16 protein-coding genes and 1 pseudogene are annotated in these 15,018 nt (G+C 44.3%); 8 read left to right on the top strand and 9 right to left on the bottom strand.

Features of this window, described 5'->3' with window-relative positions; genetic code table 11:
* Positions 1-184 precede the first annotated feature (184 nt).
* Positions 185-379: a DUF3226 domain-containing protein gene (locus O9300_RS09615; RefSeq protein WP_287971432.1), complete on the top strand. Its 195-nt coding sequence runs from the start codon at positions 185-187 to the stop codon at positions 377-379.
* 86 nt (positions 380-465) lie between these two features.
* On the opposite strand, the gene O9300_RS09620 is transcribed toward O9300_RS09615, so the two are convergent.
* The 6 genes from O9300_RS09620 to O9300_RS09645 form a co-directional block, all read right to left on the bottom strand.
* Positions 466-2,319: a peptidoglycan D,D-transpeptidase FtsI family protein gene (locus O9300_RS09620; protein ID WP_287971433.1), complete on the bottom strand. Its 1,854-nt coding sequence runs from the start codon at positions 2,317-2,319 to the stop codon at positions 466-468.
* 356 nt (positions 2,320-2,675) lie between these two features.
* Complete coding sequence (locus O9300_RS09625) at positions 2,676-3,233, bottom strand: hypothetical protein (protein WP_287971435.1); 558 nt, start codon at positions 3,231-3,233, stop codon at positions 2,676-2,678.
* Between the two features lie 320 nt (positions 3,234-3,553).
* Positions 3,554-4,918, bottom strand: a complete 1,365-nt coding sequence (locus O9300_RS09630) for a GTP-binding protein (RefSeq protein ID WP_287971436.1) — start codon at positions 4,916-4,918, stop codon at positions 3,554-3,556.
* 72 nt (positions 4,919-4,990) lie between these two features.
* A complete protein-coding gene (locus O9300_RS09635; RefSeq protein WP_287971437.1) occupies positions 4,991-5,113 on the bottom strand; it encodes a hypothetical protein in 123 nt (40 codons plus the stop codon).
* 47 nt (positions 5,114-5,160) lie between these two features.
* Positions 5,161-5,625: a 2-amino-4-hydroxy-6-hydroxymethyldihydropteridine diphosphokinase gene (gene folK / locus O9300_RS09640; protein WP_125732871.1), complete on the bottom strand. Its 465-nt coding sequence runs from the start codon at positions 5,623-5,625 to the stop codon at positions 5,161-5,163.
* Positions 5,622-6,392 carry a sirohydrochlorin chelatase gene (locus tag O9300_RS09645; protein WP_502846394.1) on the bottom strand — a complete coding sequence of 257 codons (771 nt, stop codon included), beginning with the start codon at positions 6,390-6,392 and terminating at the stop codon, positions 5,622-5,624. Before O9300_RS09645 ends, folK begins: the two co-directional genes overlap by 4 nt.
* A gap of 235 nt (positions 6,393-6,627) precedes the next feature.
* Here O9300_RS09645 and O9300_RS09650 point away from each other — a divergent pair, with 235 nt between their 5' ends.
* The 3 genes from O9300_RS09650 (at position 6,628) to O9300_RS09660 (ending at position 7,948) form a co-directional block, all read left to right on the top strand.
* On the top strand, positions 6,628-6,900 hold the full coding sequence (locus O9300_RS09650) for a hypothetical protein (RefSeq protein WP_287971439.1): 273 nt from the start codon (positions 6,628-6,630) through the stop codon (positions 6,898-6,900).
* On the top strand, positions 6,890-7,477 hold the full coding sequence (locus tag O9300_RS09655; protein ID WP_190718128.1) for a hypothetical protein: 588 nt from the start codon (positions 6,890-6,892) through the stop codon (positions 7,475-7,477). Before O9300_RS09650 ends, O9300_RS09655 begins: the two co-directional genes overlap by 11 nt.
* Positions 7,478-7,681: 204 nt before the next feature.
* The gene (locus O9300_RS09660; RefSeq protein WP_002763196.1) at positions 7,682-7,948 is read left to right on the top strand and encodes a hypothetical protein; all 267 of its coding nucleotides are present in this window, start codon (positions 7,682-7,684) and stop codon (positions 7,946-7,948) included.
* Here O9300_RS09660 and O9300_RS09665 read toward each other — a convergent pair.
* Positions 7,945-9,609: a transglutaminase domain-containing protein gene (locus O9300_RS09665; RefSeq protein ID WP_287971441.1), complete on the bottom strand. Its 1,665-nt coding sequence runs from the start codon at positions 9,607-9,609 to the stop codon at positions 7,945-7,947. The two genes, O9300_RS09660 and O9300_RS09665, sit on opposite strands and share 4 nt — an antisense overlap.
* Before the next feature lie 112 nt (positions 9,610-9,721).
* On the opposite strand from O9300_RS09665, the gene cofG reads away from it, so the two are divergent.
* The gene (gene cofG, locus O9300_RS09670) at positions 9,722-10,609 is read left to right on the top strand and encodes a 7,8-didemethyl-8-hydroxy-5-deazariboflavin synthase subunit CofG (protein WP_287971442.1); all 888 of its coding nucleotides are present in this window, start codon (positions 9,722-9,724) and stop codon (positions 10,607-10,609) included.
* A 437-nt stretch (positions 10,610-11,046) separates the two neighbouring features.
* Entirely contained in the window at positions 11,047-12,360 is a 1,314-nt protein-coding gene (locus O9300_RS09675) for a cytosine deaminase (protein ID WP_287971443.1), read from the top strand.
* Here O9300_RS09675 and O9300_RS09680 read toward each other — a convergent pair.
* Positions 12,337-12,678 (bottom strand): DUF952 domain-containing protein, encoded by a 342-nt coding sequence (locus O9300_RS09680; RefSeq protein WP_287971444.1) that lies wholly within the window; start codon positions 12,676-12,678, stop codon positions 12,337-12,339. The genes O9300_RS09675 and O9300_RS09680 overlap by 24 nt on opposite strands.
* A gap of 235 nt (positions 12,679-12,913) precedes the next feature.
* On the opposite strand from O9300_RS09680, the gene O9300_RS09685 reads away from it, so the two are divergent.
* Complete coding sequence (locus O9300_RS09685; protein WP_002803774.1) at positions 12,914-13,909, top strand: L-lactate dehydrogenase; 996 nt, start codon at positions 12,914-12,916, stop codon at positions 13,907-13,909.
* A 459-nt stretch (positions 13,910-14,368) separates the two neighbouring features.
* Entirely contained in the window at positions 14,369-14,908 is a 540-nt protein-coding gene (locus tag O9300_RS09690; RefSeq protein WP_287971446.1) for a restriction endonuclease, read from the top strand.
* Here O9300_RS09690 and O9300_RS09695 read toward each other — a convergent pair.
* Positions 14,895-15,018 (bottom strand): annotated as a pseudogene (locus O9300_RS09695) (IS630 family transposase); the annotation flags it as partial. The gene O9300_RS09690 and the pseudogene O9300_RS09695 sit on opposite strands and share 14 nt — an antisense overlap.

The raw sequence follows: 15,018 nt of genomic DNA on the forward strand, positions 1-15,018 counted from the left end.
TTTGGAGTGATTGGGGGGAAAATTCCGGGACTTTTTCCCTGAAAATTAGGTAATTGACCACCTGAAAATCGGTAAAACCCCACACCCCACACCCCACACCCCACACCCTGCTCCTAGGAAAAGCTTTTTCAGCAAACCCTATTTAGTTCCCGATAATAATCTTTGGCAATATACACAAAACAAGGTGATAGAGGCAAAACAACAGGGGGCAACCTATAGAGATTATCATCTAGATAAGGCTAATATTCATACCTATTTAGCTTGGCAAGATCCGCCGGGGAAACAACTTCACGATGCAGTAAAACAAAGAATACTTAATCAATCCCATCCCCAATCGGCAAATTTTTTGAGATGGTTACAGGAGTTATACGAGATTTGAGAGAACTATGGATCGAAATGGGAATGACAGCCCCATAATATTTCTCTGTGCTTTGTTAGGTAAAGCCTCTTTCAAAAAGACTTAAATTAATCGTGCCGCGGGGGTTTATTGGTCGCAGAACCCGCCGGAACGACCTTGTAGGTGGGGGGGATACCTTTGAGGGAAATGAGCGTATTCATCACCGTTTTTGCCACTGGAGCGGCAACAGTGGAGCCAAAAGTATTGGCACCCTTGGGTTCATCCACCACCACCAAAACCACATAACGGGGCGATTCGATCGGTAAAATCGCCACAAAACTGGTAATTTTGGCGTTAGGTAGATAACCCCCCGTCGGACTAGCTTTTTGTGCGGTTCCCGTTTTGCCTCCGATGCGATAACCGGGGATTTGGGCCGCTACCCCCGTCCCCTTGCTGACGACGGTTTCCATCATTTCCACCACTTGCCGGGCCACGGTGGGAGAAAAGACTTTTTTGCTGGGATAACCGGGCCGCCAGTGCAAACGGCCGCGGTCGTCGGCTAATCCTTTGATCACATGGGGAGTTACCAAGGTGCCACCATTGGCCAGCGCACCGTGCAACTGTACTAATTTTAAAGGCGTTAGGGATAAACCTTGACCAAAGGAAGCGGTGGCCGATTCAATGGCATTATCCAGAAATTCTTGTTCGGGTTTGAGATATCCTGCCACTTCTCCGGGTAAATCTACGCCAACCCTTTGATTTATTTCCAATCCTAATAAACTTTTATAGAAATCAACTCGCCCTATTTTTTGGGCAATTTGCACCATGGCCACGTTACTAGAGGTTTGCAGAACTCTGGCCATATCTAGCGCCCCATAACCCTGTTTAGAGGCATTTTTAATCGTCCAGGGACCGACAGTAATTGCCCCCGGATCATTGACTACCGTATTAGCTTTAATTGCCCCCGCTTCCATGGCCATGGCGACAATAATTGGTTTAAAAGTTGACCCCGGTTCGTACTGATCGGCTACGGTCCAATTTTTAAATAGAGCCACAGGGGCTTTATAGTATTCATTAGGGTTAAAAGTTGGCTCACAAACTAGGGCTAAAAGAGAACCATCAAGAGAGTCCATAACGATGACGGCTCCCCGTTTAGCATTAAATTTCTTTAGCTGTTCTCGTAGGGCCGTCCGCGCCGCTCTTTGTAGTTTTAAATCGAGGGTTACTTCTAACTGTAATTCATCAAATTGAAAGATACCATCGGGAACAAAAGCGGGTAAAATTCGCCCGTCTCCCATGCGTCTTGTATTGACAGAAAAGGGATCTCTTTCTAATAACTGACTGGAACCTCGTTCTAATCCTGCTTGACCACGATGTTCTTTATCTACATAGCCAATCACGTCGGCTGCCACATCGTCTTGGGGATAATAACGAGCGTACTTTTCCTCTAATTCTACACCGTCAAGAGATAATTGTTTTAATCCCCTAGCCACGGATTCGGTTAATTGATTGGCTAAACGAATTCCTGTTTCTTTTTCTTTAAATTTTTGAATCAGTTGATTAGTGGGAATATTTAATAAAGGAGCTAATTTATCAGCCACTTCTGCTGGCGGAATCGCAAACAGTTTTGGGTGTACATAAAGAGTATAAATCAAGCGATCGGTCGCCAAAACATTACCATTACTATCGACGATCGCCCGTCGGGGAATATAGGGTCTAATACTGGTAGTTTGCTGTTGTCTGGCTCTTTTTTGCAATTCCTGTGCTTGGACTATTTGTAATTGGTACAATCGCCAAGCTAAACCCACAATACCCATGACTAAAATCAACCACACCGCCACCAATCGCCCGTTACTCAAAGGCAAATTTTTTAAGTTTTTTTGCCGTTTTTTGGCGTTTAAATAGGACTTTCTGTCCTGGAACCTGCCAGAGGGCGATCGAGTTTTTTTACCTCTAAATCTGGGTCTTTTTGTGTCAGTCATGAGCAGTATCTTTCAGTAATCAGTAAGCAGTAAGCAGTAATCAGTAAGCAGTAAGCAGTGAGCAGTAAACAGTAAACAGTGAGCAGTAAACAGTAAACAGTAAACAGTAAACAGTACACTTAAAAACTCACATCTGATAACTGTTAACTTACCCACTGATAACTGATAAGTGGGTGGGTGGAATTAAATATAAGATGAACGTAGGTTGGGTTGAAGCATGAAACCCAACGCCCGATTATGTTACGCTACCGCTAACCCATCCTACACATAATTGTGCCTCCCCACTTAACTGATAACTGCTAACTGTTAACTTCCCCACTGATAACTGTTAACTGTTAACTGTTAACTGATAACTGTTAATAGGCACTTCTCGGTCGAGAATTGACGGTAGATTGGGGTTGAGAAGCGGTGGCCGGTTTCAGGTTAGGGGCAGATTTACGCTGTAAAAAGATAGTTTGGAAGGGTTGGGGATGAGTTAATCCGGTTTCGGGTTTTTCTGCTTGTTGAGCTAGTTGATGTTTAAGGGTTTCATTGGTGGCCAAAAGATGGCGCTCGTGACGTTGCAGTGTTTCCAGTTTACCAAATTCTTTGTCCCAAACCTTGGGAATATATACCGTCCAAGCATATATTCCCAGAGTCGAACCCAACAGACAAAAAGTAATCACGGCCACTATTCTTTCTAGGAGACAAAGGGAACGTAATTGACGCGAGGCTAATTGTTTTTGTGTCGGGGCCACGGGAACTCTCGCCACCGATTTAGTCGTCGGTTTGACGGTGGGAGTCGGGGAGGATTGAGTAACTGGTTTAGTAGTGGGGTTGGGGGAAGTTACCCGCGACTGGGGACGGCGTTGACTCCCTTGGCTTTTTTGGCGAGAAACGGGAATGGGAATATAGGACTTATGGGCAGCAGACATGATTTTCTCTCAATATTTCTAGCTAGTTGTCGTTGTCAAAAATTAAGTTTCTAAAATTAGGAGTCGGTCATCAGGAGTCGGTCGTCAGTGGTTCGTGTTATGCAATGGACGGGTTTATAAGGGATGAAACCATTATATAGAAAGACATGGCTGCGATTTTTGTCAATTGTTTTCCCTCTAGAACGAACTAATCAATTAAGTCTCTTGCCAGATAAGAATTTAGTCGATTTATGCCATCCGATCGAACCATGCCAAGTAACGAAGAACCATATTTAATTGATCACTGTTGCCTTTTTTCCTTTTTACTTTTTCCTTTAAAATCACTGTTCTAGTTCTAGACGTAAACGATATAAAATAGTTTGCGGATGAACTTGAGCGAGAATTTGATTGATCACCGTACTCGGTCCGGATGCCCCCCAACTACAACCGCGTTCTAGATAGATTTTAGCGGCTTTCCCGATGATATAGGTTCCATAAGCGGCAATTGCTCCCTGTAGGAGAGCGGTGCTACCGTAGAGGGTTAAAGAGGTGGGATTTTCAAAAATACTCGCCGCTGCCGCCGCCGTTTTGCCCAAACCGATAATCACAGTGCTGAGGATTTCCCCCACCAGCAACCCCGCACTACTCAAAAGTAGAGTCCGCCAGAGTTGACCAGCTTGGTGACTGGTAATCGGCAAGCCGTACAAACGAGCTAAAGCCCGAACTAGAGTTAAATCGACGATTGAAGCCCCTAGTAGGTCTAAAATAGCGATCGGATTGGCCGCAATCGCTAAAGCCTTATATTTCGCGTATTGCCAGATAATTTCCTCCGCTTGACTGTCCCGGAGTTCCAGGGTTTTTCTAGCGATATTTTCCTCCGCTTCTTGCCCTTGCACTAAAGCATTTAAGGCCAGTAGCGATCGCCCTTCCCGATTTAAAATCGTTAAGAGTTTATCTTGCAGCTCCTCAATTTGGGGGGGAGGGGTTTCCCACTCAGTCACCACGCGCCCATCGGGGTATTCCACCCGGACGGGAATCGGTTGCGGTTCGGCGGCTACCATAACTATCTCATCGCTAGTTAACAAATCTTCTAACGTTTTTTCGTCCCGATTGGTTCCTAATCTCTGTAACTGCTGAAAAATCTGGCGGCGATCGGCTTCTGGATAGAGATCAATCTTATTAAACACCAAAATGATCGGTTTTTTGGCCCGGCGCAATTCTGCCAAGGCCTCGTATTCGGTCCGGGTAATATCCCCCGCGACGATAAATAAAATTAAATCGGCACTTTTAGCGACTTCTCTGGCCATATTCGCCCGCGCTTCCCCTTCAATCTCATCCAATCCGGGGGTATCGATTAATTCTATCTGGATTTTACCCGTGGCTGGTGTCCAACGTACCGATCGCGGCCAGCGTGTCACCCCGTGCAGGGGTCCGGTTGCCAGGACTTTTTGACCGACTAAAGCGTTTACCACCGAGGATTTACCGCGACTGACTAACCCGAAGGCTGCCACCCGAATCACTGTTTCATCCAGTTTATCCAAGGCCGATTTGAGGGACTGCAAATCCTGTTTAACGGCGGCCTGAAGTTGGGGATCGGGGGGATAATTCCAATGGCGGCGAAAACTGGCATACCAAGTTAAGGCCTGTTGTAAACTAGCTTTAGCCTGATTGTAATGAGTTTCCTCGATCGATGGGGTCTTGGTCACGGTTGATTTTTTTACTGTTTATTGATGCTGCTGCCTTTATTGTAGAGTTTCGGGGCGGTAACTGAGACGCGGTTATTTGGGGTGGTGGGGAGGTGGGGAAGTGGGGAGGTGGGGAAGTGGGGTAGTGGGGTGGTGGGGAGTTGGGGAAGTGGGGAAGTGGGGAAGTGGGGAGCAGGAGAGATGGGGGAATTTCAACTAAAACCCTAAAACCCTAAAACCCTAAAACCCCAACACCTAACATCCTACTCCGCCAATCCCAATTGCCCCAATAGCTGAAGGATAGTTTTTCCGGTTACGGGATCTCGCCAATCGGGGGCAATTTCTGCCAGGGGAAGCAGCACGAAGGCTCGTTCTCGGCAGCGGGGATGGGGTATCTGTAATTCGGGCGTTTCTAAGATCAGGTCATCATAAAATATTAAGTCTAAATCGAGGGTACGCGGTCCCCATCTTTCCCGTCGGACTCTCCCGAATAACTGCTCGATTTCTAATAATTTATGCAGTAAATCTAAGGGCGATAAATCCACTTGCACAATGGCGCAACCGTTGAGATAATCGGGCTGAGGAGGGCCGACGGCTGCGGTTTGATACCATTGGGAATGAGCTTCTAGTGTAATTCCTTTGACTCGCTCTAATTCCCCTAAAGCTTGCCCTAAAATTGTCGCTGAATCCCCTAAATTACCGCCTAAAGCGATCGCTGCTCGCTTCATCCACATCCTTCCTCAACAATAATCTCGGCTAATTCCCCCGTCGCTCCCAAAGATTTACCTAAAGATATATTGACATTTGGATGCTTTTGTGATATGTCAAAAACTTGGGCTTCGATCGCGGCCGTAATTCCACCAGTAAAGAGGAAATAGGGCAGTATAGCGATTGTTGGGCTACCTTGAGCGATTAAACTCTCGATTTGTTGGGATAAACTCGGTTCTATCGACCAATAAGCTGTAATTGCCCCAGAAAACGCCGCTAGATTTTCCACTTCCCGATTACCCCCGGGGCGACGACTACCGTGGGACAGTAAAATGCGGTCTTGGTGGCTTAAATCGGCAAATTGTCGGGATAACAGCGATTTTATGCCCTGATAACTGCCTAAATGGGGCTTTAACTCTAGCTTAATTGGCGCTCGCACTTTGGCCACGGCCGCGGGAATATCTTCTTTAACGTGAACCCCCGACAGGAGAAACAGGGGGATAATCTGCAACCGGTTACATCCTTGGCTTTGCGCTTGTTGGGCAAAAGCTTCTATTTGTTGATGGAGAGGTGTTATCGCTAATTCTAGGGCGGCAGTACCTACTAATACCCGATTATCTGCTTCTAGAACCGCTATAGGTGGGCTAAACTCCGATTTACTCGCCAATCTTTCGGCGGGTTGACTGATTTTTTCCTGAACTAAGGCTGCTAATCGTGTCACCGCCATGGCTGGACGCGGATCGCGACTACCGTGGAAAACCAATAAGTAGGCTGAGGAGGTCTTCAAAGAAATCTTGCCAAAATAGTTTAGTTTTTAGCCTAATACATTTTCTCTCCCTTTAGGCATCAATGCCCCTGATATTCTCGATTTAGCTGGTAGCGGAAAAACCTCCCCACTAGACCCAAGTGCTACCATTTTACGGGATGTAAAGTGTGAGCAAATCAGCCCGCCGCCTTGAGTTAGTCTAGATATTGAGGTATAACCTAATTAATCGCCCAACTTAGTCAACGAGGCAGTTAACGTGAAAGTGGAAACAGACAGTAAACAATTACCCTCCTACGAACAACCACCCCTAATAGAAGTGGTAAAATTACCTACAGTTTTATCATCAGAATCTTGCCGGATAGACGCAGCAGAAGATGATGATGATGAACTGGATTGTCGGGGAGTTTTTGTAGTTTCTCATCAAACGAAAATCTTATTTTCCGAAGAAGTAAACATTAAATCTCAGGAAAAATCCACTTGGAAACCTTGTGTTATAATTGATAATTCTCGAATCGAAGATGATAACTAATGACCTTTGGTATGAGGCGGTAGATGCAAATGTTGAGTTAACCCAAGGGGATATTATTCTTAATTGTCCTGTGGTTCGTTGGGCTTCTAAATCTGTTGAGGTAAGCAATCAAACAGAAATTGAAACACTTCGATCCTTAGTGGAAGTAGCTGAGATTGATCTGGTTGTTATCACCCAAGGCTGCGACTTAGAAAACAAGAAAGTCAATAATGTCATCCTTTGCCCTCACTTTGCTCTCAGCCAATATCAAGAATATTGGGAACAGACAATGAACAATATGAAACAAAATCCTACGGCCAAGGCGTGGGGGAGATATTGTGATGATATTAAAAATGGTTATATATGGAATCTTTCTATGCTCAACGAAGGGGAAATTGGCAACCTAAAATTAACTCATCGAATAGTTGATTTTCATGATGTGTACACTTTGCCGAGGACTTTTTTGGAATCCTTCTTGCAAAATAAACAGCAACCTCGACTTCGTTTACGTCCTCCCTATCGTGAACATTTATCTCAAGCTTTCGCTAGATTTTTTATGCGAGTTGGTTTACCTACAGGAGTAAAAAAAGTCTGGTAATAGATAAATCACCTTAACTTTTACCAATAACTACCTATAGGGAAAGATTGGTTTTTTGACGATTCGATAAATCCTATGGTTTCCTATCCACAGTTCTAGCTTTGTGGGCGATTTGGTTCACTTGATAACGAATTATTGCGATCGCTTGCCAGGAACTAATTTTCAGCGATAATCTAAAGTCAGAGTCCATCGGGAGATAAGATCATGAACTTTCGTCTAGTTCTATTTTCAGGCCTTGTTACCGCTTTAGTCGGGGCAGGTATCGGTTATGGCATTAGCCGCATTGAACGCAATCCCAGCCAAGTCAACTATAAAAATCCCTATAACTATCAAATCATCTATGGACGTTATTTTGCCGGTGCCGGGGCAGCCTTGGGCTTCTGTGTGGGCGCGGGTTTGCAAATGGTCAAAGAACTCAAAGAAGAAAGAGATAGAGAAATGGGCATCCTAGATGATGGCTCAGAATTCTAGTCTTTTGGGGCTAATTCCTCAAGAATGACGAATTGAACGTGATTAATCGCTAAATCGCCGATGGGAACTTGGGTTTTTAACACCGGTTGTCCTTCACTGAGCATTCGTTCAAAGGGGATATCTTTGGCAATTTCCGTGTGATACCAAGCTAAACCCATAAAGAAACGATTGGGATAGGGACCACCTTCAAAAATATCATCGGGATTGGACTCCATGGGAACCCAACCGATAGAGGGGAGATAAAATTCCATCCAGACGTGATTGTAATCTGGTTCGAGGGGTAAATTACGTTCGAGGGGATGGGGTGGGCATTTATAGCGTCCTACCGTGCGACAGGCAATACCATTGAGACGACACAAAGCCAATAATAAACCCACATATTCGCCACAGGAACCCACTCCGCGCCGCAGGGCAATATCGGGGGTGTCGATGTTGGGTTTGATGCCGTAGGAAAGCTGATCATAGACGTAGTTACGAATACTATAAACTTTTCTGAGTAGATTGGTTTCCCGACCGATCGCTTCTTGGGCAGCATTGAGGATAATTTCTGTATTCATAGCCAGATCATCATTATCGATCAAATAGCGATCGGGAAAATCGGCGGGTAAGGGAGGTAAATCTTCGCAATCTTTGGGAGTAATTTGGTATTTAATTCCCCACACTTCTAAGACCACTTTCCAACCAAAAATATGACGTTGTTTGGCGGTTATTTGCTTGAACTTAAATACTGCCACCCGCTGCCCGTCTTGAATTTCTTCAGTAAAAGGCAATCCCACCGCTTCGACGCTGCGAATTTTTTGCCGCGGTGTTTCTAGGGGTAAAGCGATGCGCCATTCCACATCTTTTAGTTCGATATTATATAGAGGTTCCAATTCCTCGACGTAGGATAATTCAATCAGATAACCATTAGAAAGGGCGTATTTTTTAGCGGGATCGTAGTGAAAATATAGAGGATGGACAAAAGTACGCGGACGATAACTAAGTTCGTAAACCTGTTCGGAATTGGGATTATCGCGGATAAAGGGTTCTTGGAAAGCATAGGCCACATATAAGATATCCTTGCCACTGTTCGCATCGCGATAAAATGCTAATCCCGTCGGTGATTCAAAAGGAGTTATCATGCTAAAAAGCTGTTCTCCCGTGGCGCGATCAAGACAGTAAACCGTTTGTTCTAGGGTATCCGTTAACCAAAGTTCTTCCCCGCGAATGGTGATATTTTCGATGCCGATACCCGGTGCGTACAAACGAGTAATTTCCTGTCCCGATTGGCGATCAAATATAAAGATTTGTCCAGAACGTTGACAAGTGACATAAATTGTGTTAGCAGTTACGGCGACTCCGTTAGCGGTGTAGGGAAGACGGGTAAAAAATTTCGGGGTAAAATCTTCGAGAGTGCAGCAGTAGAGATTTTCGCGGGTAGTAAACCAGAGGTTATTTTGATCATCGATTGCCAATCCCGTCGTCCCGACGAATTCTTGCCAGCGATGGGAATTAAGTACGGTTGTATGACCAGTATCGAGGGCAATTTGGTATAAATAGCCGTTTTTTGCGTCGATAGCGATTAATTTGTCATCTTGAAATACAATTCCGTGCAGGGCTGTGGCGCTAATCGGGCGAATCGTTTGACGATGGGAGGGAAGACTGGCAGGATCGAAAATCATAGGAGGAAGCGAAAAGGGAGGGTGTTTTTAAGTGAATAAAACAGCAATTCTTCCCACGATAGCAAATTTTATCGCCCTTGAATGCTCGTAATGAACTCCAATTCCGAAAAAAATGTCAAGAATTGTCACCTATAGTCCCTCTCATACCCTTGTACCTACCTACGAGTGTTTCAATCGTTGCAGTTATTGTAATTTTCGCAGGGATTTAGGCACTGATGGCTGGTTAAGTCTAGACAAGGCCAAAGAGATTTTAACTGCTTTGCAGGGTTCGGAAATTACGGAAATTTTAATTCTTAGCGGGGAAGTTCATCCTTTAGCAGCCAATCGAGAGTCATGGTTTCGGCATATTTATAATTTAGCAGCATTGGCTTTAAATATGGGTTTTTATCCCCATACCAATGCGGGAATTTTAACTTTTGCCGAGATGGAAAAACTGAAAAATGTCAATCTATCTATGGGCATAATGTTAGAACAAATGACGGTGACTTTATTAGATACCGTCCATCGTCATGCCCCCAGTAAAGTGCCATCCCTGCGCTTAGAGCAGTTACAATGGGCGGGAGAATTAGGAATTCCTTTTACCACGGGGTTATTATTAGGAATTGGTGAAACAGAATGCGATCGCTTAGTAACCTTAGAAACTATTGCTGCTCTTCATCAACGTTGGGGACATATTCAAGAAGTGATCCTACAACCCTACAATCCGGGCAAAAGAGAACAGTGGCAAAATAATCCTTTTGATCTGCAAAAATTACCCGATCTGGTTAGGCAAGCCAGGGAAATTCTGCCCCCAGATATTGTCATTCAAATTCCCCCGAATTTAGTACCCGATCCTCTTTTTCTCTTGGATTGTTTAGCGGCAGGAGCGCGGGATTTAGGCGGTATTGGCATTATCGATGAAGTTAATCCCGATTACCTCCATTTACACCCCGATAAATTAAAGGAATTTTTAGCAGTTTATGGCTGGGAATTAAAGCCACGCCTACCGGTTTATCAGTAAACATTAATCAGGGAAAAGATAGCACTGTTAATGCCATTGAACACTCCTTACTTAATACCCCTTAATTGATTATTATTCATTCTTAATTCTCCTGACGACCGACGACCGAGGCTGCATCTCATTTTTGTAAATCTACCAATTGGGATTTTGACGGGGAAACTCTCGGCTAAGATTGGGCATTACTTCCGATTTTATCACTCAATCCAAGCTTTTGGGGGGTTCTACCCCCCAAACCCCCCGTTGGGGGCGTGGCGCCGCCCCCAAACCCCGGAGCGCATTAGTTTTTCGGTGGGATGCTTACACGCAGCTGCTGATACATTTGTAATCATCTAAGAGTTACTGATAATTGCTGATTGTCGGTATTCCTGCAAATGTGAGATGCACCGACAACCGACTCCTAACCCTAACAACAATTTTTGATTTTTACCAGAGGTCTTATGATTCCCTCAAGCGAGCGCTACTGGCTCAAAAATGCTCATATTCCCGTTTCCCTGCTAGAAAATGAGAGTTTCTCTCCCCAAACCTCCGAGGGATTAACCTTAGTTAATCTGGAAATTAATGACGGTTACATTAATCGCATCACCTCAACAATCCCCCCCGAAGATAATATTCCCGTTATTGACCTCAAAAAAAAGATTGTTTTTCCTTGCTTTGTCGATATGCACACCCATCTCGATAAAGGTCATAGTTGGCATCGTTGTCCTAACCATGATGGCACTTTTGACAGTGCCTTAAAAATGGCCCTAGAGGATTCCCGACGGGAGTGGCGCTTAGAGGATGTGTATCGTCGGATGGAATTCGGCGTTAAATGCAGTTATGCCCACGGAACCGCCGCTATTCGCACCCATATCGACTCTTTTGGTCAACAGGCACAGATTAGCTTAACTGCTTTGGGAGAATTGCAACGACAATGGGCCGGTAAAATCACCCTGCAAGCGGTTTCTCTAGTTTCCCTTGACTACTATCAAACCTCCGAGGGAGCGGCCTTAGCCGATAAAATTGCCGAATTTGGGGGCATATTAGGGGGAGTAGCCTACACAAATCCCGATTTACAGGCACAAATTGATATTAGCTTCAAATTAGCCCAAGAAAGGGGTTTAAATCTCGATTTTCATCTGGATGAAAACGGCGATTCCGATTCTACCTGTTTAGCAGCGATCGCCCGTACTGCTATCAAAGAGCAATTTGACGGACAAATCATCTGTGGTCACTGTTGCAGTTTAGCGGTACAATCCCCTGAAATAATCCAAGAAACCCTAAATTTAGTCAAAAATGCGGGCATTGCTATCGTTAGCTTGCCGATGTGCAATCTCTACCTACAGGATCGTCAAGAGGAAAAAACCCCCTTTTGGCGCGGGACAACTAAGGTAAAAGAGATGAAAAAAGCGGGAATTCCGGTTGCTTTTGCCAGCGATAACTGTCGCGATCCCTTTTATGGTTTTGGGGATCACGATGGTTTAGAAGTCTTTACCCAAGCGGTGCGGATTGCCCATCTCGACACACCCTACGCTGACTGGGTAAATAGTGTCACCCTCACCCCAGCAAATCTGCTCGGATTGCCCCATTTAGGGCGCATTAAGACGGGTCTAGAGGCAAATTTGTTAATTTTCAAGGCTCGCTACTTTAGCGAGCTATTATCGCGACCACAGTGGGATCGCCTCGTGATTCGGCGCGGGTTGAGCATCGATACTACTCTCCCCGATTACCAAGAGTTAGATGATTTAGTTCTAGGAATTGAGCAAATCCTGTAAGGGTTTGACAAAAACCACCGATTCTAGGTTGATAGCACCGTAAATATGGGGAAAGGTCTCTTTTTCTAGCTCTAGAGTGGCATTTTCTGGGTTAGGCTGTTGGGGCTGCTCCCATTTGACCGGGGACTGCAATTGTTCGAGAGAAATGGCTAAAACCAGCAAATCTGGCTGATTTTGATAAAAAGCGGCCACAACTTTCGGAATTTGTTCTAAGGTGGAGCAATGGATAAATCCCTCATTTTTTAGGGAATACGCCCGATATTCCCCCATTTCACGAGCTATTTGCCAACCTCTTTCTGTAGTGATGTGATAGATCATCGGTTCGCCTCCTACTGTAACCTTATTCCTAATTTTAGGATATAGCCTGAAGCTGTCAGCGGCCCTCAATTCTCTTAAACTAGGGGTCAGGGAATAAAGACAAGAAATTTGTCCGACCAATTACCAGAAAAAAATTGCCGATAATGGCCTCAAAATCTCTTGATAGTCTCCTTTTACCTGATATTAACCTTTTCCCCTTAAAATGAGCTTACCGAGGCAATAACTGCAAAAATCTATGCTAGATAAAATATTTACTCCCAATCCCTACGCTGAAAAACCCGCTCCTCTGCGTCCTCGCAAGGGGGTAATTATCGGTGTTGGTCAGGTGGGGATGGCCTGCGCTTACTCGATGTTAATTCAAGACTGTTTTGATGAATTAATTCTGCAAGATATCGCCACGGATAAAGTCGAAGGGGAAGTGATGGATTTAAGGCACGGAATGCCTTTTATTGAACCCACAGACTTGAAAATGGGAACCGTGGCCGATGTGGGACAAAATGCCGATGTGGTGATTATTACTGCCGGGGCTGCCCAAAAAGAGGGAGAAACCAGATTACATCTTCTTGAGCGAAATGTGGCGATTTTTCGCCGTATTCTGGAGGATGTGGCTGTTTACTGCCCCAGTGCTTTGATTTTGGTGGTGAGTAATCCCGTCGATATCATGACCTATGTTACCCTTAAAATCACCCATTTTCCGCCTTCTAGGGTGATTGGTTCGGGTACGGTGCTAGATTCTGCCCGTTTACGCTCTCTTTTATCCACCCAACTCCATGTAGATGCGCGTAACGTCCACGCTTATATTATCGGTGAACACGGGGATAGTGAGCTTGCTGTGTGGAGTTCGGCTAATATCGGAGGAGCAAGGTTATTAGAAGGAGATTGGCAGGATTTAAGCGCGGCCGACCAAGAAAGCTTAACAGAAATTTTTCTTCAGGTTAAAAACGCCGCCTATGAAATTATCAAACGCAAGGGTTATACTAGCTATGCGATCGGTTTAGCTACCACGGATATCGTTAAAGCAATTTTACGTTCCCAAGAAAGAATTCTGACTATTAGTACTCTCCTCGATGGTCAATACGGTCTCAAAGATGTGTGTTTAAGTATTCCCTCGGTGGTTAACGAGAAAGGAGTGATAAAAACTCTAAATCTTGCTCTCAGTCCCAGAGAAACGGAACAGTTACATAATTCGGCCAAAATTATGCGCGATTTAATCGATCAACTCAAAATTTAACTTAGGGTTGGCTGAATAAATCTAAAAACATTGTTGGGTAAGATTTTTAGATTTTTTTGCCCTGAAAAAGTGCCAGACATAATAGCGATCGAGGGCAAAATTTTGGCACTTTTTCCCCGAAAATTAGGTAATTGTGGGGTGGACTGAAGAATTAGTGCTAGACCTCCCAAAAAGTCTATTTTATTGCAGCTTGTTGTTAGGGATATGCTCTGGCTAATACGCTTTTGGTTATGATACGCGGAAAAGTTCCGGCAATGGCCCTAAAATGGGGGGATATGCCGAAAGTTTCCAATTATCTTTACTCTCAAGAGTGTTATGGAGAAAGTTTTTGTATAATCAATGGTTATGCAGCTCCTCCGTTGATGGAGTTGATGCTTGAGAACTTTTAGTTCGTCATCTAAGTTGATGGGTGTCACCTCTTGTTTGAATGCGAACCAGTAAGGAGTGAAATTAAGATCCATGGACTCTATTAAAGCCAACATGAAGAAGCAAAAGGGGGATGATCTAGAACGTGCAGTAAAACGTATAGAAGAAGCAATTCTCAAATATTCTTCAACACTAGACCCAGATAAGTTCGTTGTAGAAAACAAAAAAATTGTAATTGCTGAAGGTGTTCTGCATGAGATCGATCTATATGTTGAAGTTTCAGTAGCTCAAGGCTATAAAAGTAAATTCATCTTTGAGTGCAAGAATTGGAAGCAGAATGTAGGAAAAAATGAAATCATCGTTTTTTCAGAAAAGATTCAAGCAACATCCTCGCAGAAAGGCTTCTTCGTCGCCAGAGGATTTAGCAAGGGTGCTACTGCTCAAGCTGCAAAGGATGAACGCATCGAGTTACTTCTGGCATCAGACTTTCCTCTCGATTATCCACGAATGCTAGTCACAGGTAGAAGTGGGTTTAATGGAGACATAAAATTGACAAAACGTTCCGCTATTGGCAAGATAGACCCCTCTTTTATGACAATTGACATAAGCTTTTACGCATTTAAGTTACATTGACAGCATTACCCTTATTTTTAAGTTTTCTACTCCATTTAATAATCAATCCCCCTTCATTTAAAAGCTGATTGACTACTTTTTCCAGTTCTTCTTTATTTTCAAATTCTCGA

This window comes from Microcystis sp. LE19-195.1E, assembly GCF_027532095.1.
GTDB lineage: Bacteria > Cyanobacteriota > Cyanobacteriia > Cyanobacteriales > Microcystaceae > Microcystis > Microcystis aeruginosa.

Coding starts and splice junctions, on each gene's coding strand:
- O9300_RS09620 (WP_287971433.1), bottom strand. CDS start 2,319: ATGACTGACACAAAAAGACCCAGATTTAGAGGTAAAAAAACTCGATCG.
- O9300_RS09625 (WP_287971435.1), bottom strand. CDS start 3,233: ATGTCTGCTGCCCATAAGTCCTATATTCCCATTCCCGTTTCTCGCCAA.
- folK (WP_125732871.1), bottom strand. CDS start 5,625: ATGAAGCGAGCAGCGATCGCTTTAGGCGGTAATTTAGGGGATTCAGCG.
- O9300_RS09655 (WP_190718128.1), top strand. CDS start 6,890: ATGATAACTAATGACCTTTGGTATGAGGCGGTAGATGCAAATGTTGAG.
- O9300_RS09660 (WP_002763196.1), top strand. CDS start 7,682: ATGAACTTTCGTCTAGTTCTATTTTCAGGCCTTGTTACCGCTTTAGTC.
- O9300_RS09665 (WP_287971441.1), bottom strand. CDS start 9,609: ATGATTTTCGATCCTGCCAGTCTTCCCTCCCATCGTCAAACGATTCGC.
- cofG (WP_287971442.1), top strand. CDS start 9,722: ATGTCAAGAATTGTCACCTATAGTCCCTCTCATACCCTTGTACCTACC.
- O9300_RS09675 (WP_287971443.1), top strand. CDS start 11,047: ATGATTCCCTCAAGCGAGCGCTACTGGCTCAAAAATGCTCATATTCCC.
- O9300_RS09680 (WP_287971444.1), bottom strand. CDS start 12,678: ATGATCTATCACATCACTACAGAAAGAGGTTGGCAAATAGCTCGTGAA.
- O9300_RS09685 (WP_002803774.1), top strand. CDS start 12,914: ATGCTAGATAAAATATTTACTCCCAATCCCTACGCTGAAAAACCCGCT.
- O9300_RS09690 (WP_287971446.1), top strand. CDS start 14,369: ATGGACTCTATTAAAGCCAACATGAAGAAGCAAAAGGGGGATGATCTA.